The sequence below is a fragment of the Orrella sp. JC864 genome (assembly GCF_037026685.1).
Classification (GTDB): domain Bacteria; phylum Pseudomonadota; class Gammaproteobacteria; order Burkholderiales; family Burkholderiaceae_B; genus Orrella.
Genome location: NZ_JBANET010000017.1, coordinates 83,114 through 106,761 on the forward strand (window position 1 = coordinate 83,114; position 23,648 = coordinate 106,761).

Annotated in this window: 26 protein-coding genes; 15 read left to right on the top strand and 11 right to left on the bottom strand. The window is 68.5% G+C overall.

The window, feature by feature from the left end:
- Positions 1–33: 33 nt before the first annotated feature.
- From V8Z80_RS15570 to flgA, 3 genes are all read right to left on the bottom strand, one after another.
- Complete coding sequence (locus V8Z80_RS15570; RefSeq protein ID WP_336062614.1) at positions 34–507, bottom strand: flagella synthesis protein FlgN; 474 nt, start codon at positions 505–507, stop codon at positions 34–36.
- Positions 508–530: 23 nt separating this feature from the next.
- Positions 531–818 carry a flagellar biosynthesis anti-sigma factor FlgM gene (flgM, locus tag V8Z80_RS15575; protein ID WP_336062615.1) on the bottom strand — a complete coding sequence of 96 codons (288 nt, stop codon included), beginning with the start codon at positions 816–818 and terminating at the stop codon, positions 531–533.
- Positions 819–930: 112 nt separating this feature from the next.
- Positions 931–1,653, bottom strand: a complete 723-nt coding sequence (flgA, locus tag V8Z80_RS15580; RefSeq protein WP_155194992.1) for a flagellar basal body P-ring formation chaperone FlgA — start codon at positions 1,651–1,653, stop codon at positions 931–933.
- Between the two features lie 170 nt (positions 1,654–1,823).
- Between flgA and flgB the strand changes: the two genes are divergently transcribed.
- The 15 genes from flgB (at position 1,824) to V8Z80_RS15655 (ending at position 18,377) form a co-directional block, all read left to right on the top strand.
- Positions 1,824–2,234 (top strand): flagellar basal body rod protein FlgB, encoded by a 411-nt coding sequence (gene flgB, locus V8Z80_RS15585; RefSeq protein ID WP_155194993.1) that lies wholly within the window; start codon positions 1,824–1,826, stop codon positions 2,232–2,234.
- Positions 2,235–2,259: 25 nt separating this feature from the next.
- A complete protein-coding gene (gene flgC / locus V8Z80_RS15590; RefSeq protein WP_155194994.1) occupies positions 2,260–2,676 on the top strand; it encodes a flagellar basal body rod protein FlgC in 417 nt (138 codons plus the stop codon).
- 26 nt (positions 2,677–2,702) lie between these two features.
- Positions 2,703–3,398: a flagellar hook capping FlgD N-terminal domain-containing protein gene (locus tag V8Z80_RS15595; RefSeq protein WP_155194995.1), complete on the top strand. Its 696-nt coding sequence runs from the start codon at positions 2,703–2,705 to the stop codon at positions 3,396–3,398.
- A 67-nt stretch (positions 3,399–3,465) separates the two neighbouring features.
- Positions 3,466–4,923 carry a flagellar hook-basal body complex protein gene (locus V8Z80_RS15600; protein ID WP_155194996.1) on the top strand — a complete coding sequence of 486 codons (1,458 nt, stop codon included), beginning with the start codon at positions 3,466–3,468 and terminating at the stop codon, positions 4,921–4,923.
- 4 nt (positions 4,924–4,927) lie between these two features.
- A complete protein-coding gene (locus V8Z80_RS15605) occupies positions 4,928–5,692 on the top strand; it encodes a flagellar basal body rod protein FlgF (protein WP_155194997.1) in 765 nt (254 codons plus the stop codon).
- A gap of 49 nt (positions 5,693–5,741) precedes the next feature.
- Positions 5,742–6,527, top strand: a complete 786-nt coding sequence (gene flgG / locus V8Z80_RS15610) for a flagellar basal-body rod protein FlgG (RefSeq protein ID WP_336062616.1) — start codon at positions 5,742–5,744, stop codon at positions 6,525–6,527.
- Positions 6,524–7,216 carry a flagellar basal body L-ring protein FlgH gene (locus V8Z80_RS15615; RefSeq protein ID WP_155194999.1) on the top strand — a complete coding sequence of 231 codons (693 nt, stop codon included), beginning with the start codon at positions 6,524–6,526 and terminating at the stop codon, positions 7,214–7,216. Before flgG ends, V8Z80_RS15615 begins: the two co-directional genes overlap by 4 nt.
- A 1-nt stretch (position 7,217) precedes the next feature.
- Positions 7,218–8,348, top strand: a complete 1,131-nt coding sequence (locus V8Z80_RS15620) for a flagellar basal body P-ring protein FlgI (protein WP_155195000.1) — start codon at positions 7,218–7,220, stop codon at positions 8,346–8,348.
- Positions 8,349–8,373: 25 nt separating this feature from the next.
- Positions 8,374–9,369 carry a flagellar assembly peptidoglycan hydrolase FlgJ gene (gene flgJ / locus V8Z80_RS15625; RefSeq protein WP_155195001.1) on the top strand — a complete coding sequence of 332 codons (996 nt, stop codon included), beginning with the start codon at positions 8,374–8,376 and terminating at the stop codon, positions 9,367–9,369.
- Positions 9,370–9,471: 102 nt separating this feature from the next.
- Complete coding sequence (gene flgK / locus V8Z80_RS15630; RefSeq protein WP_155195002.1) at positions 9,472–11,136, top strand: flagellar hook-associated protein FlgK; 1,665 nt, start codon at positions 9,472–9,474, stop codon at positions 11,134–11,136.
- A gap of 55 nt (positions 11,137–11,191) precedes the next feature.
- Complete coding sequence (flgL, locus tag V8Z80_RS15635; RefSeq protein WP_155195003.1) at positions 11,192–12,439, top strand: flagellar hook-associated protein FlgL; 1,248 nt, start codon at positions 11,192–11,194, stop codon at positions 12,437–12,439.
- A gap of 67 nt (positions 12,440–12,506) precedes the next feature.
- Positions 12,507–14,459 (top strand): methyl-accepting chemotaxis protein, encoded by a 1,953-nt coding sequence (locus V8Z80_RS15640; RefSeq protein ID WP_336062617.1) that lies wholly within the window; start codon positions 12,507–12,509, stop codon positions 14,457–14,459.
- Complete coding sequence (locus V8Z80_RS15645) at positions 14,459–14,836, top strand: hypothetical protein (protein WP_155195005.1); 378 nt, start codon at positions 14,459–14,461, stop codon at positions 14,834–14,836. Before V8Z80_RS15640 ends, V8Z80_RS15645 begins: the two co-directional genes overlap by 1 nt.
- Before the next feature lie 79 nt (positions 14,837–14,915).
- The gene (locus tag V8Z80_RS15650) at positions 14,916–16,676 is read left to right on the top strand and encodes a methyl-accepting chemotaxis protein (RefSeq protein WP_155195006.1); all 1,761 of its coding nucleotides are present in this window, start codon (positions 14,916–14,918) and stop codon (positions 16,674–16,676) included.
- Positions 16,677–16,778: 102 nt separating this feature from the next.
- Complete coding sequence (locus V8Z80_RS15655) at positions 16,779–18,377, top strand: methyl-accepting chemotaxis protein (RefSeq protein WP_336062620.1); 1,599 nt, start codon at positions 16,779–16,781, stop codon at positions 18,375–18,377.
- 27 nt (positions 18,378–18,404) lie between these two features.
- Here the strand turns inward: V8Z80_RS15655 and fliR are convergent, their stop codons facing one another.
- The 8 genes from fliR to V8Z80_RS15695 all read right to left on the bottom strand — a co-directional run.
- Positions 18,405–19,193: a flagellar biosynthetic protein FliR gene (gene fliR / locus V8Z80_RS15660; protein WP_336062621.1), complete on the bottom strand. Its 789-nt coding sequence runs from the start codon at positions 19,191–19,193 to the stop codon at positions 18,405–18,407.
- 16 nt (positions 19,194–19,209) lie between these two features.
- Positions 19,210–19,479 carry a flagellar biosynthesis protein FliQ gene (fliQ, locus tag V8Z80_RS15665; RefSeq protein WP_155195008.1) on the bottom strand — a complete coding sequence of 90 codons (270 nt, stop codon included), beginning with the start codon at positions 19,477–19,479 and terminating at the stop codon, positions 19,210–19,212.
- A gap of 25 nt (positions 19,480–19,504) precedes the next feature.
- Positions 19,505–20,290 carry a flagellar type III secretion system pore protein FliP gene (gene fliP, locus V8Z80_RS15670; protein ID WP_155195009.1) on the bottom strand — a complete coding sequence of 262 codons (786 nt, stop codon included), beginning with the start codon at positions 20,288–20,290 and terminating at the stop codon, positions 19,505–19,507.
- 38 nt (positions 20,291–20,328) lie between these two features.
- Positions 20,329–20,664 (bottom strand): flagellar biosynthetic protein FliO, encoded by a 336-nt coding sequence (gene fliO, locus V8Z80_RS15675; protein WP_336062622.1) that lies wholly within the window; start codon positions 20,662–20,664, stop codon positions 20,329–20,331.
- A 9-nt stretch (positions 20,665–20,673) separates the two neighbouring features.
- Complete coding sequence (fliN, locus tag V8Z80_RS15680; RefSeq protein ID WP_155195011.1) at positions 20,674–21,216, bottom strand: flagellar motor switch protein FliN; 543 nt, start codon at positions 21,214–21,216, stop codon at positions 20,674–20,676.
- On the bottom strand, positions 21,209–22,219 hold the full coding sequence (gene fliM, locus V8Z80_RS15685; protein ID WP_155195012.1) for a flagellar motor switch protein FliM: 1,011 nt from the start codon (positions 22,217–22,219) through the stop codon (positions 21,209–21,211). The genes fliN and fliM overlap by 8 nt, the downstream gene beginning before the upstream one ends.
- A 2-nt stretch (positions 22,220–22,221) precedes the next feature.
- Complete coding sequence (gene fliL / locus V8Z80_RS15690; protein WP_155195013.1) at positions 22,222–22,791, bottom strand: flagellar basal body-associated protein FliL; 570 nt, start codon at positions 22,789–22,791, stop codon at positions 22,222–22,224.
- A gap of 154 nt (positions 22,792–22,945) precedes the next feature.
- Positions 22,946–23,648: flagellar hook-length control protein FliK (locus tag V8Z80_RS15695; protein ID WP_336062623.1), on the bottom strand; the 703-nt coding region annotated here is incomplete at its 5' end.

Sequence of the window (23,648 nt, forward strand, 5' to 3'; positions counted from 1 at the left end):
AACCTGGCGAGGGACGGGGCTTGGCGAAGGATCCTAGCCGGCGGCGATGGCCTTGCCCGGGCTGACGCGCCGCGCGCGGCCTTGCGCGTCATAGAGGCTGGCCTGGCCCGTCAGCGCGCGCAGCGCGTCCAGCGAATGCTGCACATGGCGCAGGTGGGTTTCCAGCAGGATGCCGTTGCGCTGGTTCAGTTCGCGCGCCTGGGCCACGGCCTGCAGCAGCGCCTGCCACACCGGCGCCAGCGCCGGGTCGGCGGCGGCCGCAGCCTGGCCGCCGGCATGGTCGCTGTCCAGGCCCATCCGGCCAAGCAGCGTGTTGCGCTGCCCGCCCAGCCCGGCCAGCTCCTCGGCCAGCTGGTTCTTGCGCTCGGTGATTTCGTTCAGCGCCTCGAACGCGGCCGGCTCGGTCAGGCTTTGCGCTTCCTCCTGCAGCAACTGCGTGAAGCGCCGTACCGCATCGATTTCGGCTTGCAGGCAGGCGAGCAGGGAGCTGGGGGTCGGCTGGTTCATGGGGCAGGGGGCGGGAAAAGGGTTTATTTGAGCAGTTCGCGGGCGCTGGCCAGCAGGCCGTCGGCGATCTTGCCGGCGTCGATGGCGATATCGCCCCGCGCGATGGCGTCCCGGATGGCGGCCACTTTGGCGAAGCCGATGTCGGCATCGCCGTTTTGCATGGCCAGCAGCGTGCGCGAGGCGGCGCTGAGCTCGACCTGGGCGCTGCTGGCCTGGCGCGCGCCGGATTGCGCCGGCGCGCCGTTCTCGCCGCGCATCGCGCTGGCCGAGGCGCCGGTCGCCGTTGAAACGGGAGGAGGCTGGATCTTCAAGGTTTTTCTCCGAAAGGCGCTGGGCGGGTTTCACCCCGGCGCCTTTCATCGATAACGGTCGGTCGGGCGACAACTTTAACCCGGCGTGACGCGGGCGTGGCCGCGAGTCGGCTCATAGCTGGATCTCGACGGTGGCGGCATCCTGCACCACGCCGCTGACGATCTGGCCGCTGGGCGTGCGCACCATGACGGTGCTGCCCGGGGTGGCGTTGTCCAGCGCCTGGCCCTCGCTGGCGACCATGAAGCCGGGCCCCCTGGCCAGCACCTTGACCGTGTTGCCGCGCAGCACGGAGCGCGGGTCGCGCAGGACGCTTTGGCGCAAGGGTTGGCCGGCCGCGATGCGCTGGCTGGCCGTATGGCCGATGGCCATGCCGGGGTCGGTGACGGCGCCCGGCGGCAGGCGCAGCAGATCGCCCGAGCGCGGGGCCAGGTGCTCGGCGGCCAGGGTCTGGCCCATGGCCACCGGCGCGGCGGCCACGTAATAGGTGCCGGGCACCGTCACGCTGGCCTGTACGTACAGCGTCCAGTTTTCCGGGCCCATGCAGCGCACGCCCACGCTCATGCGCGGCCGGGGGCGCACGCCGGCGGGCAGGAAGGCGTCCAGGCTGTCGCAGCCGGCCAGCTGCCGTGCGCGCACCGGTTCGACGGCGATTTCCGGCTGTCCGGGCAGGTGCGCCAGCTGCTGCATCAGGAACGACTCGGCCAGCGCCTCGATGGCCTGGGCCGCCTGCCCGGCGGGAGCCTGCGCCCGCGCGCCGGCCTGGGCCGGCACGGCCTGCAGCGCCAGGGCGGCCAGCGCGAACTGCGCGATCCGAAGGAGGGCGGGACCTTTCATGGGTAGCCATTGTAGGAAGGGAGCACGGCCCGCCAACAAGGGAATTGACCAAAAAACGCCGGCTTGTTTGGGTCATTGTCGAATCTGCGACGATCCTAATATTCATGGCGTATCAAAAGCCGGAATGGCCGGCCCGATCATTCCTTGCAGGTTTTGCCGACAACGCCACGATGACCGACCGCATCAGCCAGGATCTCAATTTCTTCCAGCAGGCCATCAGCCTGCGCGCCCAGCGCCAGGAAGTGCTGGCTTCCAATATCGCCAATGCCGATACGCCGAACTACAAGGCGCGCGACTTCGACTTCGCCCAGGCGCTGCGCGGCGCGATGGAAGGCAGCATGCGCCTGCCCGATACCCGGCTCGCGCTGACCTCGGCGCGGCACATCCCGGCCAAGGCGCTCTCGCCCGATCCGCAGGGCCTGATGTACCGGGTGCCGGTGCAGCCCAGCCTGGACGGCAATACCGTGGACATGGACGTCGAGCGGGTCAACTTCGCCGACAACACGCTCAAGTACCAGACCAGCCTGGCGGTGCTGTCCGGCCGGATCCGCGGGCTGATGGCCGCCATGCAGCAGCAGTAAGCCGACACACAGGAGCCACCACAGCATGTCGCTGCTCAATATCTTCCAGATCGCCGGCTCGGCCATGACGGCCCAGAGCCAGCGCATGAACGTCTCGGCCAGCAACATGGCCAACGCCGAAAGCGCGGCCGGCCCCGATGGCCAGCCCTACCAGGCCCGGCAGGTGTTCTTCCAGCTGGCGCCGGTCGCCGGCCAGCAGGCCGGCTCGGAAATCGGCGGCGTGGCCGTGGCCGGCGTGGTACGCGATACCTCGCCGCCGCGCATGGTCTACGACCCCAGGCATCCGCTGGCCAACGAAAGCGGCTACGTGGCCATGCCCAACGTAGACGTGGTGGCCGAAACGGTGAACATGATCTCGGCCTCGCGCTCCTACCAGGCCAATATCGAAGTGCTCAACACGGCCAAGACGCTGATGCAGCGCACGCTGTCCATCGGCCAGTAAGCCGGCCCAGTCCCAGGAATCCCGTCATGACCGTCCTTGACAGCACCTCGACCCGCAACGCGACCGACGCCGCCTTCAATACCGCCGGCGCTTCCACGCAGAACCTCATCAACGATACGCAGGACCGTTTCCTGACGCTGCTGGTGGCGCAGATGCAGAACCAGGATCCGCTCAACCCCATGGACAACGCGCAGGTCACCTCGCAGATCGCGCAGCTGTCCACGGTCAACGGCATCACCCAGCTGAACAACACCCTGCTGGCGCTGTCGGGCCAGATCGACGTGTCGCAATCCATGCAGGCGGCCGCCCTGATCGGCAAGGGCGTGCTGGTGCCCGGCGACAAGGTGGCGCTGGGCACCGCCCCGGACGGCGAAACCCGCGAAGCCACGCCCTTTGGCGTGGATATCGTCGCGCCCACGACCTCGACCACGGTTTCCATCCTGGACGCCAGCGGCAAGGCCGTGCGCAAGATCGACCTGGGCCCGCAGCCGGTGGGCATCGTCTCGGTCGACTGGGACGGCAAGGACGATACGGGCCTGGCGCTGCCCGATGGCAAGTATTCCATCCAGGTTGCCGCCGCCGACGGCGAGGGCGAGCCCGTGACGGTCGAGGCCCTGACCTACGGCAAGGTGGGCAGCGTGGCCTATACCGCCGAAGGGCTGCGCCTGGACATGGGCCTGGCTGGGCGCTACAGCCTGATGGACGTACGCAAGATCATGTAACGCGCCTGCCCGGTGCGCGCGCACCGGCGGCGACCCGGACAAAACTGCTCAAGAACGAGGTATCAACATGGGTTTCGGACAAGGACTTAGCGGCTTGAACGCCGCCTCGCAGAACCTGGACGTCATCGGCAACAACATTGCCAACGCGGGCACGGTCGGGTTCAAGGCGGGCTCGGCCAGCTTTGCCGATGTGTACGCCAGTTCCCGGGTCGGCCTGGGCGTGCAGGTGGCCGGCATCAACCAGCGTTTCACCGTGGGCAATGTCTCGGTCACGGGCGGCCAGTTCCATATCGCCATCGACGGCGCCAAGGGCATGTTCCGGCTGGTCGACACCAGCGGGCAGGTGCTGTATTCGCGCAATGGCGAATTCTTCGCGGACAAGGACAACTACATCACCAATCTGCAGGGCCACCGCCTGACCGGCTATCCGATCGGCGGCGTGGGCCTGGACCCGGTCCCGCTGACCGTGCCGCGCGGCAACATCGCGCCGCAGGCCACCTCGCAGGCCGGCGTGGTGCTCAACGTCAACGCCAATGCGCCGGTCATCAGCGAAACCGGCGCGGCCGAGCAACTGGGCTCGCTGGCGCTGATCGACTCGACCGGCGCCACGCAGACCTACACGTTCCGGCTCAATTCCACCGGCGGCTATACCTGGGTGGGCGCCGCGCCCACCGACGGCGAGCTGTACACCGAGGCGGGCGGCGCCGGCACCGTCACCTTCGACGGCGGCCAGCCCCAGGATCCGGTCAGCGGCTTCGACGGTTATGTCGCCTACCAGGCGGCCGTGCCGGCGGTGCCCTTCAGCCCCACCAATCCGGCCAGCTATACGCACCTGGTGCCGACCTCGGTGTACGACTCGCTGGGCAATGCCCACCAGCTGGTGCAGTACCTGGTCAAGCGCGAAGGCCTGGCGGGCGAAGCCAGCCAGTGGGATGCCTACTATTACCTGGATGGCCAGCCCATGGACGTGCCGGCCGGCGGCGGCCCCGTGGCCATGACCTTCACGCCCGAGGGCGTGCTGAGCAGCCAGCCCGGCGTCACCCTGACCTACACCCAGCCCGGCGGGCTGGCCTCGCCGGCCGAGCCGCTGGTGATCGCCCTGGACTACACGGGCACCACCCAGTACGGCGGGGCGCTGACCCAGAACGTCACGCCCGACGGCTATCCCACCGGCGAGTTCGCCAGCGTCTCCATCGATGCCGACGGCACGCTGATGGCCAACTACACCAACGGCGAGCAGATGGCTTTTGGCACCGTCGTGCTGGCCAACTTCAACAACCTGCAGGGCCTGCAGCCGGTGGGCAGCAACGCCTGGATCGAGACCTCGGCCTCGGGCCAGGCCATCCTGGGCCAGCCCGGCACCAACGGCCTGGCGCAGCTCAGGGGCCAGGCCCTGGAAGAGTCCAACGTGGACATGAGCCAGGAACTGGTGAACATGATCATCGCGCAGCGCGCCTACCAGGCCAACGCGCAGACCATCAGGACCCAGGACCAGGTCCTGCAAACCCTGATGCAGATCCGCTAAGCGCATGGACCGCTACGTCTACACCGCCATGAACGGCGCTTCCCGCACCCTCGAGAAGCAGGCCGTGATCAGCAACAACATGGCCAACGCCAATACGCCGGGCTTTCGCGAGCAGCTGGCCATCCATCGCGCCGTGCCCATCGTCGGGGACAACACGATGGACAGCCGCATCGGCGTGGTCAGCCTGACGCCGCGCAACAATTTTGCGCTGGGCAACATACAGAGCACCGGCCGCGAGCTGGACGTGGCGGTGGCCGGCCCCGGCTGGCTGGCGGTCCAGGCCGCGGACGGCGAGGCCTATACGCGCAACGGCGGCCTGCAGGTCGGCGCCGACGGCGTGCTGCAGAACTATCGCGGCCAGCCGGTGCTCTCGGCCGACAACGCGGTGATCGAGGTGCCCGAGGGCGCCTCGCTGACTTTTGCCTCGGACGGCACCATCACGGCGCTGGGCGCGGGCGACCCGCCCAACAACGTCATGGTGCTGGGCCAGCTCAAGCTGGTCAATCCGCCCGAGGACCAGCTGCTGCTGGGCGCGGACGGCCTGTTCCGCATGCCGGCGGGCGAGGACGGCGAGGCGGCCGCGCCGCTGCCGGCCGACCCGCTCGTGCGCATCACCTCCGGCGCCATCGAAGGCAGCAACGTCAGTCCGGTCGAGGCGATGGTCGGCATGATCGACAACGCCCGGCGCTTCGAGATGCAGATGAAGGTCATCCAGCACGCCGACTCCAATGCGCAGCGCGCCAACGCGCTGCTGGGTCCGGGCAATTGAAACGTCTAACCGCTGCCTTGCATGAGCAGGGCGGCACAGGAGTACAAGCATGATCCGTTCGCTCTGGATTTCCAAGACCGGTCTGGAATCGCAGCAGACCAACATGGACGTCATCTCGAACAACCTGGCCAACGTCAGCACCAACGGCTTCAAGCGCAGCCGCGCCGTGTTCGAGGACCTGATGTACCAGACGCTGCGCCAGCCCGGCGCGCAAGTGGGCGCGGCCCACCAGCTGCCTTCGGGCCTGCAGGTGGGCACGGGCGTGCGCACGGTGGCCACCGAGCGCATCCACAGCCAGGGCAACATGAACAATACCGGCGGCAACATGGACGTGGCGATCCAGGGCAAGGGCTTCTTCCAGGTGGAGATGCCCGACGGCACGCTGGCCTATACGCGCGACGGCGCGCTGCAGATCGACCAGAACGGCCAGCTGGTGACCGCCGGCGGCTACGTGATCCAGCCTCCCATCAACATTCCGGACAACGCGCTGGCGCTGACGATCGCGCGCGACGGCACCGTGTCGGTAACCCAGCCGGGCGCCGCGGGCGTGAACGTGCAGGTCGGCCAGTTGCAGCTGGCCACCTTCATCAACCCCACCGGCCTGCAGAGCATGGGCGAGAACCTTTACCTGGAAACCGATTCCTCGGGGCCGGCCAACCTGCTGCAGCCGGGCCTGGACGGAGCGGGCGTGGTCATGCACGAATACGTCGAGACCTCGAACGTGAACGTGGCCGAAGAGCTGGTCAACATGATCACCACGCAGCGCGCCTACGAGATCAACAGCAAGGCCGTGCAGACCTCCGACCAGATGCTGGCGCGCCTGACCCAGCTATGAGCGTCCGTATTCCGGTTCGTTCGCTCCTGGCCGCGCTGCCTTTGGCGGTGGCGGCCGGCTGCGCCATGGTGCCGCCCGAGCCCATCGTGACCGGCCCGCTGTCGGCGCCGCCGCCGCCCCCGCCCATGCCGGTCGGCGTGCCCAACGGCTCGATCTACCAGCCTACCGTCTACGGCAGCTATCCGCTGTTCGAGGACAGGCGTCCGCGCAATGCCGGCGATATCGTCACCATCGTGCTGAACGAGCGCACCAACGCCAACCGCGGCGTGGCCACCGCGACCAACCGCAGCGGTTCGGCCACGCTGGGCATGGACGTCGTGCCGTCGGTGCTGCCCAGCTGGCTGGGCGGGCGCAACAACGCCGACCTGTCGGGCAGCAACACCATGAACGGCACGGGCAATACCAGCGCCAACAACGCCTTCTCGGGCACCATCACCACCACCGTCATCGGCGTGCTGCCCAACGGCAACCTGCAGGTCGCCGGCGAAAAGCAGATCGCCATCAACCGGGGCAGCGAATACGTGCGCTTCTCGGGCGTGGTCGATCCCCGTTCGATCACCGGCGCAGGCACGGTTTCTTCCACGCAGGTGGCCGATGCCCGCATCGAGTATCGCGCCAAGGGCACGCTGGACGAGGTCCAGACCATGGGATGGCTGCAGCGCTTCTTCCTGAATATCTCGCCGTTCTGACATGAATTTCTTGCGCCGTCTTCCTTCTTTTTCCGGCTGGGCCCCGTGGCTGCTGGCCGCCGCCTGCCTGTTTCCCGGCGCGGTCCAGGCCGAGCGGCTCAAGGACCTGGCCAGCATCCAAGGGGTGCGCGGCAACCAGCTGATCGGCTACGGGCTGGTGGTGGGGCTGGACGGCAGCGGCGACCAGGTGCGCCAGACCCCGTTCACGCAGCAGAGCCTGACCAACATGCTGTCGCAGTTGGGCATTACCGTGCCCCAGGGCTCGAACATGCAGCTGCGCAACGTGGCCGCCGTGATGGTCACGGCCACGCTGCCGGCCTTCGCGCGCCCGGGCCAGACCGTGGACGTGGTGGTCTCGTCGATGGGCAACGCCAAGAGCCTGCGCGGGGGCACCTTGCTGATGACGCCGCTCAAGGGCGCGGACGGGCAGGTCTACGCCATCGCCCAGGGCAACCTGCTGGTGGGCGGCGCCGGGGCCGAGGCCGGCGGCTCGAGCGTGCAGGTCAACACCCTGAACGGCGGGCGCATTAGCAACGGGGCCATCATCGAGCGCGCGGTGCCGACCACCTACGCGCACGACGGCATCATCCACCTGGAGATGAACGACAACGATTTCGGCACGGCCCAGAACGTGGCCAACGCGCTGAACGGCAAGTTCGGCCCCGGCACGGCGGTGGCGCTCGATGCCAGGGTGGTGCAGGTGCGCGGACCGCTGGATCCGGCCCAGCAGCCGGCCTTCATCTCGCAGATCGAGAACATGCAGGTGGCGCGCGCGCCGGCCGCGGCCAAGGTGATCATCAATGCGCGCACCGGCTCGGTGGTCATGAACCGCACGGTGATGATCGAGGAGGCGGCCGTCTCGCACGGCAACCTGTCGGTCATCATCAACCGGCAGAACGACGTGGTGCAGCCCGATACGCCTTTTGCCGGCGGCCAGACCGTGGTCGTGCCCAATACGCAGATCGAGCTGCGCCAGGAAGGCGGCGGCCTGCAGCGGGTGCAAACCAGCGCCAATCTCGCGGACGTGGTGCGTGCGCTCAATGCGCTGGGCGCCACGCCGCAGGACCTGCTGACCATCCTGCAGGCCATGAAGAGCGCCGGCGCCTTGCGCGCCGACCTGGAAATCATCTGACGCCCGCAGGGCAAGGAACCGGGCCATGTCGCTTCCCGACGCAAGTTTTCCGCCATCCGCCCAGGCGCTGGCCTTTGACGTGCGCAACCTGGACGGGCTGCGCCGCCAGGTGCGCGAGCAGCCGCCGGCCAATTCGGGCCAGCAGAAGGAAGTGGCCCGCCAGTTCGAGGCGCTGTTCCTGCAGATGATGATCAAGCGCATGCGCGAGGCCACGCCGCGCGACGGGCTGTTCGAAAGCGACCAGACCCGCATGGCGCAGGCCATGGCCGACGAGCAGCTTGCCTTGCAGCTGGCCACGCCGGGCATGGGGCTGGCGCGCGCCATCTTGCAGCAGATCCAGGCCCTGCAAGGACCGGGCCGGGAAGAGGCGGGCGCCGGCTGGCCGCAGGCCGGGCGCCAGCCGCCCGAGATCGGCAATTCGCGCCTGCCGGGCTTGCGCTCGCGGCTGGGCCAGGATCTGCAGGACGGGCCGGCCGTCACGCCGGCGGTATCGGCCTTGCTGGACCTGCTGGCCAGCGGCGGCCAAGCGCAGAAGGCCATTGCGGCCCGCGAAGGCGCGCCCGCCCACGTGATCGCCTTTGTCGAGAAGATGGGGCCGGCGGCCCGGCGCGCCGAGGCGCAAAGCGGCATCCCGGCGCGGCTGATCCTGGGGCAGGCCGCGCTCGAGTCGGGCTGGGGGCGGCGCGAGATCCGTCATCCCGACGGCAGCCCCAGCTACAACGTCTTCGGCATCAAGGCCACGCCCGGCTGGCGCGGCAAGGCCGTGGACGTGGTGACCACCGAATACGTGGACGGCCGCCCGCAGAAGATGGTCCAGGCCTTCCGCGCCTATGGCTCGTATGCCGAGGCCTTCGCCGATTATGCCCGCCTGGTGGGCGAGAGCCCGCGCTACCAGCGGGTGGGCCAGGCGCGCGACGAGATCGAGGCGGCGCGGCGCATCCAGGAGGCCGGCTACGCCACCGACCCGCGCTATGCGGACAAGCTCATCGGCATCATGGACCAGTTCGGTCCCCGGGTCTGAGGCCGCCATGAAAGACCGCAAGCTAAATAATTTCCGAATATTGCCGTTATAGGTTCGATACCTGGGGTCGGCCCCGGCAACCATCGCAAGGCGTATGCAACCATGAACCTCTACAACCTCGGCCTGTCCGGCCTGGCTGCTTCCCAGGCCCGCCTCAATACCGTCGGGCACAACATCGCCAATGCCGATACCGAGGGCTACAACCGCCAGCGCGTGGTCGTCTCCACGGCCGGCGCGACCTCGACGGGCGTGGGTTTCATCGGAAGGGGCGTCATGGTCGATAGCGTGACCCGCGCCTACGACGGTTTCCTCTACAAGCAGCTGACCTTCGCGCAGTCCAACGGTGCGGCCACCCTGGCCTATGGCAACCAGATTTCGCAGGTCAACAACCTGCTCGCGGACAATACCGTGGGCATCGCCCCGGCATTGCAGCGCTTTTTCGAAGGCATGCAGGCCGTCGCCTCCTCGCCGGCCGATCCGGCCGCACGCCAGGACCTGATCGGCCAGGCCAACAACCTGGTGACGCAGATCAACGAGGCCAACGCCTTCCTGCAGAACCAGCGCCAGGACATCAACACGCAGATCACCACCACGGTCTCGCAGATCAACAGCTATATCGAGCGCATCAACGACCTGAACCAGCAGATCACCACGGCGCGCGCCTCGGCCAACGGCCAGCCGCCCAACGACCTGTACGACCAGCGCGACCAGCTGGTCAGCGAGATGAACCAGCTGGTCAAGGTCAGCGTGGTGGAACAGGGCGACAGCTTCGGCCTGACCATCGGCAACGGCCTGGTCGTGCTGTCGGGCACCTCGGTGTATCCGGTGCAGGCGGTGCCGTCCCAGGCCGATCCCTCGCGCACCGTCGTGGCGGTGACCGTGCCCACCGGCCCGGGCCAGACCACCACGGTCGAGCTGGCCGACAACCAGGTCAGCGGCGGCAAGCTCGGCGGGCTGCTCGATTACCGCTCCAACTCGCTGGACGCGATCCAGAACGACCTGGGCCGGCTGGCGGTGGGGCTGGCCCAGTCCTTCAACGCGCAGCATCGCCAGGGCCTGGACGCCAGCGGCCAGCCTGGCGGCGATTTCTTCGGCCTGGGCCAGGTCAATGCGCTGGCCAACCAACGCAATACCGGCAACCAGGCGATCTCGGCCGAGTATGCCGACATCGACCGGCTCAACGGCAAGGATTACCAGATCCAGTTCGACGGCTCGCTCTATCGCATCACGCGCCTGCCCGAGAACGCCGTGGTCTACGAAGGCGACGGCAGCGAACTGTCGGCTGCGCCGCCGCACCTTATCGACGGCCTGCAGATCAACCTGGGCGCCGGCACGCCGCGCGCCGGCGACAGCTGGGTCCTGCAGCCCACGCGCAACGCCGCCCGCGACCTGAGCCTGGTGATCAGCGATCCCGCCGCCGTCGCGGCGGCCGATGCCCAAGGCGGTTCGGCCAACGGCAACAATGCCTTGGCGCTGGCCAAGCTGCAGACTTCCAAGGTGCTGGGCAACGGCACCATGAGCCTGAACGAGGCCTTCTCGCAACTGGTCAGCAAGGTAGGCGTGCAAACCCAGCAGAACGCCACCGCCGCCAAGGCCCAGGCCAATCTCATCGAGCAGAACTACGCGGCCCAGCAGGCCGTCTCGGGGGTGAACCTGGACGAGGAGTACATCAACCTCGACCGCTATTTGCAGCAGTACCAGGCCGCTTCGCGCCTGATCGACGTCGGCAGCCAGATGTTCGACACGCTGCTGGGCCTGCGTAACTGAAGGCCGCGTCCTTTTTGCTTCCCGCGCCAACGCCAACCCATTCCGGCCAGCCATCATGCGTATCAGCACGTCACAGATTTTCCGCACGGGCATCAACACCATCAACGCGCAGCAGTCCGACCTGATGCACCTGTACCAGCAGATCGGCACGGGCCGGCGCATCGTCACGCCCGCCGACGACCCGCTGGCCGCCGCCCAGGCCGTCAACCTCGCGCAAAGCGATGCGGTCAACACCCGCTATGGACGCAACCGGGACGTGGCCGTGCAGAACCTGAGCATTGCCGAGACCGTGCTGAACACGGTCACCCTGGGCCTGCAGGACCTGCGCACCACGCTGGTCGAGGCCGGCAACGGCACCTACTCGGACGCGGACCGGCGTTCGCTGGCCGACGAGCTGCGCGTGATGCGCGATAACCTGGTGGCGCAGGCCAACGCGACCGACGGCAACGGCCAATACCTGTTCTCGGGCTACCGGGGCGACGTGCAGCCTTACGTGTTCGACCAGGCGACGGGGCAGGTGACCTACCACGGCGATGCCGGCCAGCGCCTGATCCAGGTCGACCAGACGCGCCAGATGGCCGCCGGCGACGTGGGCAGCGACATCTTCAGCCGGGCCACGCCCGGCAGCAACGCCTACCTGAGCCTGGCTGCGCCGGGCAATACCGGCACCGCCACCATCGGCATGCCGCAGCTGACCGATCCCGGCGGCGTTGCGCCCGGCACCCGGTTCACCATCGCCTTTGCCGGCGATCCGCTCCAATACACGGTCACCACGGTGGACAATTCCGTGGTGCCGCCCGTCTCCAGCGTCAGCGCGCCGCAGGACTATACGGGCGCCGGCACCATCGACCTGGGCGGCGTCAGCGTGGCGATCGGCAACGGCCCGCCCGCGCCGGGCGACAGTTTCGAAGTCCTGCCGGCGCAGTCGGCCGACCTGGACCTGTTCGCCACGCTGGACCAGGTCATCAAGGCGCTGGAGACGCCCGCGGACGGCGACCCGGTGGCGCAGGCCGCGTTGAACAACACGCTGAACAGCGCCTTGCAGCGGGTGGCGATCAACTACGACAACGTGCTGACCGTGCGCGCCTCGCAGGGCGCACGGCTGGCCGAGCTCGAGGCCATTTCCAACGCCGGCAGCGAGCGCGGCCTGAACTTCAAGAAGCAGTTGTCCAACCTGCAGGACGTGGACTACTACGCGGCCTCGGCTTCGCTGTCGCTGCGCCAGGCGGCGCTGGAAGCCGCCACCCTGGCGTTTCGCCGCATCCAGAGCACCAGCCTGTTCGCGGTGAAGGGCGGCGGCTGAACGCCTCGCCCCGGCCGCCCTGGCTTTTCATGAGTTCGAACACTCTAAGCTCCTTTATCCATCGATCATGCTGTCCAAGCTGAAAGTACGCACTGGCCTGTTGCTGGTACTGGCCCTTCTATCCCTGACCGCCCTGGGGACCGCCTTGCTGGGCTGGTTCAATATTCAGCAAAGCAGCCACGATCTCGACCGCCTGGACGGCCTGGCCTCCCAGCAGGTGCGCCATGTCAAGAACGCCTATATAGGCAGCTTGCGCGCCGTCATCAATATCGACTCGGCCCTGGCCATCATCGACCGTGGCGCCCAGCAGGAGCAGATCGCCGTCGCGCGCAATCACCTGCGCGACGCCAACGAGGCCTTTGAACGCTACATGCAGGCCCCTGCGAGCAGCGAGCAGGCCGAGCGCTTTCGCAAGACGCTGTCCGACAGCTTCAAGTCCTATATCGCCACCGTCGAGCAGATGGCTGGCGCCGTGGCGGCCGGAGACGGCCAGCGCTACCTGCAGATCAAGTCCAACGAAGCCACGCTGGCCAGCATGAGCCTGGTGCAGACGATGTCCGAGTTCGACTCGTTCACCGCCGATACCAGCGCCGGGCTGGTACAGAGCGCGCGCCAGCGCGCCGCCCTGATGGGGCTGGTGCTGCTGGGCATTTGCGCGCTGGTCCTGGCTGCGGTGGCCGGCAGCTATCTTTTCCTGACCCGGCAGGTCGTCAGGCCCTTGAACCAGGCCGGCCAGCTGTTTGACCGGATCGCCGCGGGCGACCTGACGCAGCGCGTGGACCACCGTTCGGGCAACGAGATCGGCCAGCTGTTCGCCGCGCTCAAGCGCATGCAGGACAGCCTGACGCGCACGGTCTCGCAGGTGCGCCGCGGGGTGGACGAGATCAACGTGGGCTCGCGCGAGATCGCGGCGGGCAACACGGACCTGAGCAGCCGCACCGAGCAGCAGGCGGCCTCGCTGGAAGAGACGGCGGCCAGCATGGAAGAGCTGGCCGGCACGGTGCGCCAGAACGCGGACAATGCGCGCCAGGCCAACCAGCTGGCGGCCAGCAGCATGGAAGTGGCCCAGCGCGGCGGGGCGGCGGTCTCCGAGGTGGTGCACACCATGCAGGAGATTTCGGCCAGCTCGCGCAAGATTTCCGAGATCGTCAGCGTGATCGACGGCATCGCGTTCCAGACGAATATCCTGGCGCTGAACGCGGCGGTCGAGGCCGCGCGGGCGGGCGAGCAGGGCAAGGGTTTCGCGGTGGTGGCCGGCGAGGTGCGTTCGCTGGCGCAGCGCAGCGCGCAGGCGGCCAAGGAGATCAAGGGCCTGATCGAGGATTCGGTGAACAAGGTCGGAGCGGGCTCGCAGCAGGTCGAGCGAGCGGGCACGACGATGCAGGAGATCGTGTCCTCGGTCAAGCGTGTGACGGACATCATGGGCGAGATCTCGGCGGCCTCGCAGGAGCAGTCCACGGGGATCGAGCAGGTGAACCGGGCGGTGGCGCAGATGGACGAGGTGACGCAGCAGAACGCGGCGCTGGTCGAGGAAGCGGCCGCGGCGGCGGCTTCGCTGCAGGAGCAGGCCGCGCGCCTGGCCGAGGCGGTGTCGGTGTTCAAGCTCAATGCCGGTGAAGTCATCGAGGTGCGCAGCCAGCTGGCGGCAAGCCAGCCTGCCGCGCCGGCGCAACTGCCTGCGGCATCGGCCGGCGCCCTGGGCGCGCCCGCGGCCGCAAGGCCCGAAACCGGCACGCCCGCGCTGGCCGCCGGCCCGAAGGCAGCCGCGCAGAGCGCCGCGCCGGCAAAGAGCCGCGCCGCACCCATCGGCCTGGCGCATGCCGGCGCAGGCGCGGCCGCAGCGGTGGGCGCGCCTGCCCAAGAAACGGCCACCTCCGCCGCCCAGACCGCCGTGCAGCGGCGCCGCGAGCGCGCCGCCCAGACGCAGTCCCGCGCGGGCGTGCAGGCCCCGCCTGCCGAGCCGGTCCGCCGCCCGGCGCGGCGCACGCAGCCGGCCGAAGACGATTGGGAATCCTTCTGATGCCACAGCTACCGCGACCTAGCCTGCGCCGGCTGGCGGCCCTGCTGCTGGCCCTGGGCGTGTCGGCCTGCTCGGTGACAGGCCACAACTTCGACGAAAGCCGCCTGGGCACCCTGGTGCCCGGCCAGAGCACCCTCTTCGAAACCAAGGTCGCGCTGCGCGCCCAGCCCGTGGCGCTTTATGCGCAGGGCGACGGCACGACCCTGGCGCGCTGGTCGCACCATGCCAGCTTTGTCAATGACGGCCTGTATCACCGCAAGGAAGCCGTGCTGCTGTTCGGCCCCGACGGGCGGCTGATCCGCCTGGTCGACACCACCAACATCCTCCTGGAGCCATGGCAACGGGAACGGCTGCTGGGCACGGGCGCTTACCACTGACTCACAAGAACGGCGGCGCATCAGGCGGGCCGCCACGGTTTCACCCATACCGGTACATAAAACAAGGAGAAATCCTCCCATGGATACTCAGTCCGAGCGCAACACCGCTGCCGCCGGCAAGAAGGCGGCCAAGAACAGCAGGAAAGGCCCCAAGGAGCGCCGCGGCAAGCTGCGCGACATGAAGGTCGGCTCGCTGCTGATGATCGTGCTGGCCCTGTTCACGCTGATGATCGCGGGCGTGGGTGGCCTGGGTGTGTTCTTCCTGAGCAAGAACTCGCAGGAACTCGACACCCTGCGGGGCCTGAACGACCGCTACCGGCAAGTGCAGACCATTGCCAACGACATGCTCGATGCGCGGGTCAGCCTGCTGGTGTCGGCGCGCTACCTGCAGGAAGCCGGCTGGGGCTCCAGCGCCACGGCGGCCCAGGACGCCAAGACCGCCCTGGACAGCGCGATCCGCAAGCTCGATGGCGTGCGCAACAGCTTCTCGGATTTCCAGCAGCACATGCTGCAGGATGACCGCGGACGCCAGCTGTCGATGGACCTGGTGCGCCGCTACCGCGCCTACATCGACGACGGGGTGGACACCATGGTCGAGGCCCTGCGCAGCGAAGACTATTCCACCTTCTACATGGTCAACAGCGAGTACGGCATGCCGCGCAGCGCCTCGTTCATCCAGTCGGTGGAAGCCTTCTCCAGCTACATCGACGAGCAGCAGACGGCCATCGAGGCGCAATCGGCGCGCAACTTCCAGCTGGGCATCGCCGCGGTGGGCGGCGCCTTCGTGCTGTCCGTGCTGCTGATGATCCTGATGCGCGCCATTTTCTCGCGCGTCATCGTCAAGCCGCTGGTCAGCGCCGGCCAGCTGTTCGACCGGATCGCCGCGGGCGACCTGACGCAGCGCGTGGACCACCGTTCGGGCAACGAGATCGGCCAGCTGTTCGCCGCGCTCAAGCGCATGCAGGACAGCCTGACGCGCACGGTCTCGCAGGTGCGCCGCGGGGTGGACGAGATCAACGTGGGCTCGCGCGAGATCGCGGCGGGCAACACGGACCTGAGCAGCCGCACCGAGCAGCAGGCGGCCTCGCTGGAAGAGACGGCGGCCAGCATGGAAGAGCTGGCCGGCACGGTGCGCCAGAACGCGGACAATGCGCGCCAGGCCAACCAGCTGGCGGCCAGCAGCATGGAAGTGGCCCAGCGCGGCGGGGCGGCGGTCTCCGAGGTGGTGCACACCATGCAGGAGATTTCGGCCAGCTCGCGCAAGATTTCCGAGATCGTCAGCGTGATCGACGGCATCGCGTTCCAGACGAATATCCTGGCGCTGAACGCGGCGGTCGAGGCCGCGCGGGCGGGCGAGCAGGGCAAGGGTTTCGCGGTGGTGGCCGGCGAGGTGCGTTCGCTGGCGCAGCGCAGCGCGCAGGCGGCCAAGGAGATCAAGGGCCTGATCGAGGATTCGGTGAACAAGGTCGGAGCGGGCTCGCAGCAGGTCGAGCGAGCGGGCACGACGATGCAGGAGATCGTGTCCTCGGTCAAGCGTGTGACGGACATCATGGGCGAGATCTCGGCGGCCTCGCAGGAGCAGTCCACGGGGATCGAGCAGGTGAACCGGGCGGTGGCGCAGATGGACGAGGTGACGCAGCAGAACGCGGCGCTGGTCGAGGAAGCGGCCGCGGCGGCGGCTTCGCTGCAGGAGCAGGCCGCGCGCCTGGCCGAGGCGGTGTCGGTGTTCAAGCTCAATGCCGGCGAAGTCATCGAGGTGCGCGCCCGCCAGCTTCCGGGCCAGCAGGCCACGCAGGCCCTGCCCGAGGCAGGCGCCAATCCTGCGCTGGCAGGCGCCTGACGCCGGCATCCGGCCCTGGTCCAAGCAGGCACGCGATACCGCCCCGGTAGCGCGTGCCTTTTTCTCCTTCTTTTCCTCCCGCTCGTCTGAAAGAGAGTTTCCGTGCGCAAGAATCTGCCTGTCTACGACAACGAAGTGCTGGTCAGGGAAGACCAATACCTGATCTCCCGGACCGATACCAAGGGCATCATCACCTACGCCAATCCGGCCTTTGTCGAGATCAGCGGTTTCAGCCGTGAAGAGCTGATCGGCTCGCCGCATAACATCGTGCGCCACCCGGACATGCCGTCCGAGGCCTATGCCGACCTGTGGCGTACCCTGCATGCCGGCGATTCGTGGCTGGGCGTGGTCAAGAACCGCTGCAAGGATGGCCGCTACTACTGGGTGCTGGCCAACGTCACGCCCATCATCGAGGAGGGCGAGATCGTCGGCTATACCTCGGTGCGGGTCAGGCCCTCGGCCGAGCAGGTCGAGCAGGCGAGCGCGGTCTACCAGCGGTTCCAGGACGGCCAGGCAAGCGGCCTGCGCATCGTGGGCGGGCGCGTGCGCACCACCGGCCTGCGCCGCTGGCTGGAGCTGGCAAGCTTTCCCCTGCGCTCGGGGTTGCGCAGCCGCATGCTGCGCCAGGCGCTGCTGTCTTCAGGCTTGCTGGTGGGCGCCTCGGCGCTGGGCCTGTCGGCCGTCTGGCAAGCGCTGTCTCCCACCACAGCCGGCCTGTTGGTCGCGGGCGTGGCCGCCGGCGTCGGCCTGATCTTCTACCAGGGCTGGCGCATCAGCGGAACCATCCTGCGTTCGCTGCGCGATGCGGCCGACATCGCGCGCCAGGTGGCCGCCGGTAACCTGACGATGCAGATCGAGGCCGACGGCCAGGACGAGATCGGCCAGCTGCAGTTCAATCTGGACTTGATGCGCAAGAGCCTGCTGAGCATCGCGGCCGATGTCAACCGCAGCATCGGCGGCGCCACGCAGGCGGCCGCGGGCATTTTGCAGGGCAACACCGACCTGTCGCGGCGCACCGAGGAGCAGGCCGCTTCGCTGGAGCAGACCGCCGCCAGCATGGAGCAGCTGACCTCCACCGTGCGCCAGAACGCCGACAGCGCCCGACAGGCCAATGAACTGGCCGGAACCAGCATGGACGTGGCGCGCCGCGGCGGACAGGCGGTGGGGCAGGTGGTCCAGACCATGCAGGGTATTTCGCAGAGCTCGCAGAAGATCTCCGAGATCGTCACGATCATCGAGGGCATCGCGTTCCAGACCAATATCCTGGCCTTGAACGCGGCGGTCGAAGCCGCGCGCGCCGGCGAGCTGGGCAAGGGCTTTGCCGTGGTGGCCGGGGAAGTGCGCAGCCTGGCGCAAAAGAGCGCGCAGGCGGCCAAGGAGATCAAGGGCCTGATCGAGGACTCGGTCGCACGGGTCTCGGACGGCTCGACGCAGGCGGCCCAGGCCGGCGACACCATGCAGGAGATCGTCGACTCGGTGCGCCACGTGACCGACATCATCAGCGAGATTGCCTCGGCCTCGCAAGAGCAGTCCACGGGCATCGAGCAAGTGAACCAGGCAGTGGCGCAGATGGACGGCGTGACGCAGCAGAACGCCACCCTGGTGCAGCACCTGAGCGGCACGGTGGCCGAGCTGTCGGCCCAGGCCGTGCGGCTGCGCGAGGCGATCCGGGTGTTCCGCACCGGCCGCGAGGCAGCCTGAGTCCGGGCGGCGCCAGGCGCCGCCGCGTCAGCCGCCAGCCAGGCTATTGAGCAGCCGGTCCAGGACCTGGAAGCTCTGCTCGAACAGCCGTTCCAGGTAGGGCGTGGTCTGCGGCAGCACGATGGCCAGCAGCACCAGGCCCACCGTCAGGCTGATCGGGAACCCCACCGCGAAAACCGAAAGCTGCGGCGCGGTGCGGTTCAGGATGGCCATGGAAAGATTGATGGTCAGCAGCACCGTGATCAGCGGCAGGGCCAGCATCAAGCCGGCGGCCAGCACCTGCGAGGCCCATTCGACCAGCACGCCCCAGCCGCCCACGGCCAGCGGCTCGGCCGAGATGGGCAAGGCCTGGAAGGAATGGACCAGCGCGGCCAGCATCAGCAGATGGCCGTCCACCGCCAGGAAAACCAGCACGGCCAGGATGTTCATGAGCCGGGCCAGCACGGCGGTATTGGCGCCCGTGGCCGGGTCGAAGAAGGACGCGAACGACAGTCCCATCTGCAGGCCCACCAGTTCGCCGGCGCTTTGCGCGGCGGCGAATGCCATGCGCATGGCCAGGCCCATGGCCACGCCGATGAGTACCTGCTGCGCCACGATCCACAAGCCGTCCAGCGAGCCGGGCGAGACATCGGGCAGCGGCCCGACCGCGGGCGCCACCGCCACGGTCAGCACCGCCGCCAGGCCGACCTTGGCGCGGGCCGGCACCGACGATTCGCCGAAGACGGGGGCGCTGCCCATCAGGGCCAGCATGCGCACGAACGGCCACAGGAACTGGGCCATCCAGCCGTACAGCTGCTCGAGAGTGACGGACACCATGGCCGGGGCCGCGGGCTCAGGAAACCAGCGAGGGAATCTGGGTCAGCAACTGGTGGATGTAGTCCGTCATGATGCCGATCAGCCACGGGCCCAGCAGCACCAGCATGGCGCACATGGCCAGCAGCTTGGGAATGAACGAAAGCGTCATTTCGTTGATCTGGGTGGCGGCCTGGAAAATGCTGATGACCAGGCCCACCACCAGGGTGACCAGCAGCAGCGGCGCGGCCAGGGCCAGGGTGACTTTCATGGCCTGGTAGACCATCGACATGACGAATTCCGAATTCATGGCAGGCGGCTCCGGCGGCGGGCGTTTACAGGTAGAAGCTGCGCGACAGCGAGCCCAGCAGCAGGTGCCAGCCGTCGGCAAGCACGAAGAGCATCAGCTTGAAAGGCAGCGCGATCGTCACGGGCGGCACCATCATCATCCCCAGCGCCATCAAGACGCTGGCCACGACCAGGTCGATGATCAGAAAGGGGATGAAGATCGAAAAGCCGATCTGGAACGCGGTCTTGAGCTCGCTGGTGACGAAGGCCGGCACCAGCACGCGCAGGGGCACTTCCTCGGGGCCTTGGATCTCCGGCAGCCCGGCCATCTCGGCGAACAAGGTCAGGTCGGTCTCGCGGGTCTGGTTCAGCATGAAGGTCTTCATGGGCACCGCGGCGCGCTCGAGCGCGGTTTCGAAGCCGATCGAGCCTTCGGCCAGCGGCTGGTAGGCCTCGGTGTAGACCCGGTCGAACACCGGCGACATGGTAAAGAACGTCAGGAACAGCGCCAGCCCGACCAGTACGTGGTTCGGCGGCGAGGCGCCGGTGCCCAGGGCGTTGCGCAGCAGGCCAAGCACGATGATGATGCGGGTAAAGCCGGTCATCATCAGCAAGGCCGCCGGCAGGAACGACAGCATGGTCAGCAGCAGCAGGGTCTGCACGCTGAGCGAATAGGTCGAGCTGCCGTCGGGGCCGGGCGTGGCGGTGATGGCGGGCAGCGTGGCCTGCGCCAGGGTCTCGCACGGCAGCCACAGGGCTGCCAGGACCAGCAGGGTCAGTCCTGGGCCGGGGCGGCGCAGGGCGGCAGCGAGGAATCGCGATAGAGCGGTCATGGCCGGCGGGGACAACGGGAAAACAACGGCGCGTCAGCCTAGCGGTCGCGCTTGAGCACGCGCGCCAGTTTTTCGGCGAAGGGCCCGGCTTGCGCCTCGGGGGCGCCAGAGGCCGGCGCGTGCGCAGGGGCGGGCAGGGTATGCAGCAGCGTTACCTGGCTGCTGGATACGCCCAGCACCAGCCACGTCTGTTCGACCTGCACGATGGCGACGTGGTTGCGGGGCCCCAGCGCCAGCGTGCCGACGTTCTTGAGCGCGCCGCCGGCGCTGCGGGTAAGCAGGCCGGAGCGGCGCGCCAGCCAGGCGCTGCACAGGATGGCCGCGATGACCAGCAGCAGGCTGAGGACGACGCGAAGCAGGGAGGCGTCGTTCATGGGGCGGGTTCAGCGGCGGCCATTGAGCCGGTTGATGCGCTCGGACGGCGTGATGATGTCGGTCAGGCGGATGCCGTAGCGGTCCTCGACCACCACCACCTCGCCTTGGGCGATGAGATAGCCGTTCACGAAGATGTCCATGGGCTCGCCGGCCAGGCCGTCGAGTTCCACGACCGAGCCCTGGCCCAGCTGCAGCAGGTTCTTGATGGTCAGGCGGGTGCGGCCCAGCTCGACGGTGAGCTGCACCGGCACGTCCATGATCATGTCGATGTCGTTGCCCGGCCCGCCGATGGCTTGCGACAGCGGCTGGAATACCGAGGTGGCGGCGGGCGTGGCGGCCGGCGCGCCGGCCGCGGCGGGGCCGCCCGCCGGCGCCGCGGCCTGGCTGGGGGCGGCGGCTTGCTCGGCCATGGCCTCGGCCCAGTCGTCCTGGGCGTTTTTGAGCCCTTCGGCCTGCGTGGCCGCGCTGCCGCGGGTCTGTTCGGCCAGCGCGTCGGCCCAGTCGTCCGAGGCGCTCGGGGCGGACTCGGGCGTCTTGTCGTTCTCACTCATGATCGGGGGCCTCGTTAGAGTCGTCCATATTGGGGTTGCGCAGCCGCTGTACGCGCAGCGCATATTGTCCGTTGTGGGTGCCGAAGGTGCAGTCCATGACCGGCACGTTGTCCACGCAGCCGACGACCGTCTGCGGGATTTCCACCGGCAGCACGTCGCCCACGCGCAGGCGCATCAGCTCGCCGATGGTCGAGGAAATCTGGGCGAACTGCGCCACCAGTTCGACATCGGCGCTGCGGATCTGCCGCGCCAGCTGGCGCATCCAGCGCTGGTCGACCGCCTCGAGCGTGGTGTCCTGCAGCGGCCGGCTGAGCAGGTCGCGCACGGGCTCGATCATGGAGTAGGGCAGGCAGATGTTCAGGTCTCCGCCGGTCGCGCCGAACTCGATGTGAAACGGCGTGACGACCACGATCTCGTTGGTGCCGGTGATGCTGGCAAACTTCGTGTGCATTTCCGAGCGCACGTACTCGAACTCGATGGGGTAGACCGGCTCCCAGGAGCGGCCGTAGCAGTCCAGGGTGAGATTGAGCAGGCGCCGGATGATGCGCAGTTCGGTGGTGGTGAAGTCGCGGCCCTCGACGCGCGTGTGGTAGCGGCCGTCGCCGCCGAACAGGCTGTCGATGACCAGGAAAACCAGGTTCGGGTCGTAGGTGAACAGGGCGGTGCCGCGCAGCGGCTTCATCTGCACCATGTTCAGGTTGCTGGGCACCGGCAGGTTGCGCTCGAAGTCCGAGTACTTCTGTACGCGGATCGCCCCGACGGTGATGTCGGCGTTGCGGCGCATGAAATTGAGCAGCACGTTGCGCAGATTGCGGGCGAAGCGCTCGTTGATGAGCTCCAGCGTCTGCATCCGGCGCCGCACCACCCGGTCCGGAGAACTCAGGTCATAGGCGCGCACGCCCGCCTGCTCGGCCGGCGCCTGGGATTGCGCGTCGTTTTCGCCGGTGACGCCGGCCAGCAGCGCATCGACTTCGTCCTGCGAAAGAAACGCCTCGTAGGCCATGCTTACTGCACCACGAACGCGGTGAACAGGACATCGGAAACCGTCTGGCCGTCGGGAATGGGGGCAAAGGGCCGGGCCACTGCCTGGGCCAGCGCGCGCGCCAGGGCCTGCTTGCCTTCGGCGGTCTGGATCGAGCGGGCCGACTGCGCCGACAGCACCATCAGCAGGCGGCTGCGCACCTCGGGCAGGTATTTCTCGATGCGCTGGCGCGATTGTTCGTCGCCCAGCCGCAGGGTCAGGCCCACGTGCAGGATGCGGTCCAGCTCGTCGCTGTCGCGCAGCGTCACCGTGAACGGCTCGAGCGGCATGAAGATGGGAGCCGGCACTTGCGCGGGCCCGGCCGGCGGCGCGACGAACCTGATGTTCTGCGGGCTGGGCGCGGCCTCGGCGCCGGCCGCCTGCATCGCATGGGTCTCGTACATGCGGGAGGTCAGCATCCAGGTCGTGGCGACGCTGGCGCCGGCGACCAGCAGCAGCGCGCCGATGGCCAGCAGCGGTCGCAGGATGCGGCTGCCGCCCCGGGAGGGCAGAGTGCCTCGGGAGGGCGCGGGAGAGGTTTTAACAGTCGCCATCGTAGATCAGTGCTTGCGCGAGCAAGAAAATGAGGGTTCTTCGGATCCCCAGTGATTGTGCAGTAGCGCGGCGCCACGCATGGGGAGGAAAAAGGGGGCATTAGGCGCGCATCTCGTTCTATTGCGCGCCCGTGCCGTCATGGCCGTGGCGCGCTCAGGCGAAGGTGTCCACCAGCGAGCGCGGATCGGCTGCCGCCGTGCGCGGGACGGGCGTGGCGCCTTCCTGGTCCTGGCTGGCGGCGCCGGCCGTGCGCGGCGCGGACTGCGCCTGCGCAAAGCCTTGCTGCCCGGGTTGCTGCTGGTCGTTGACGTTGGCCTGGCCCAGCGATATCCCGGCCTGGGCCAGCGACTGCTCCAGCGTGGGCAAGGCGGCTTCGACGGCCTGGCGCACCGCCGCATGGCTGGAGGCGAAGACGGCGTGCGCCACGCCGTCCTGCAGGCTCAGCGTAATGCGCAGCGGGCCCAGCTCGGGCGGATCCAGGCGCAGTTCGGCGATCTGCTGCCTGCCGTCGGCCGATTGGCTCAGCTGCACGACCTGGCGGCTCATTTCGGCCCCCCATTGGGGGCTGGACAGCGGCGCGGCGATGGTGGCGCCCTGCGGCAGGGCGTGCGCGCCGCCTGGCTGGGCGGTGGGCCAGGCGCCGGTGGGCAGGCCGGTAACAGGGCCGGCCGCAGCCGCCTCGCCGGCTTCGCCGGCCCCGTGCAGGGCCGCGCCGGCTGGCAAGGCGGGCTGGGCGGACGCGGCAAGAAGACGGTCTGGCTGCGGCGGCAGGCCTTCGGCCGGCGCCGGTGCCGCCTCGCGGGCGGCGGCGGCCGCGGCCCGGGCCGAGCGCGCCGTTTCGGGCGCGCCGTGGCGC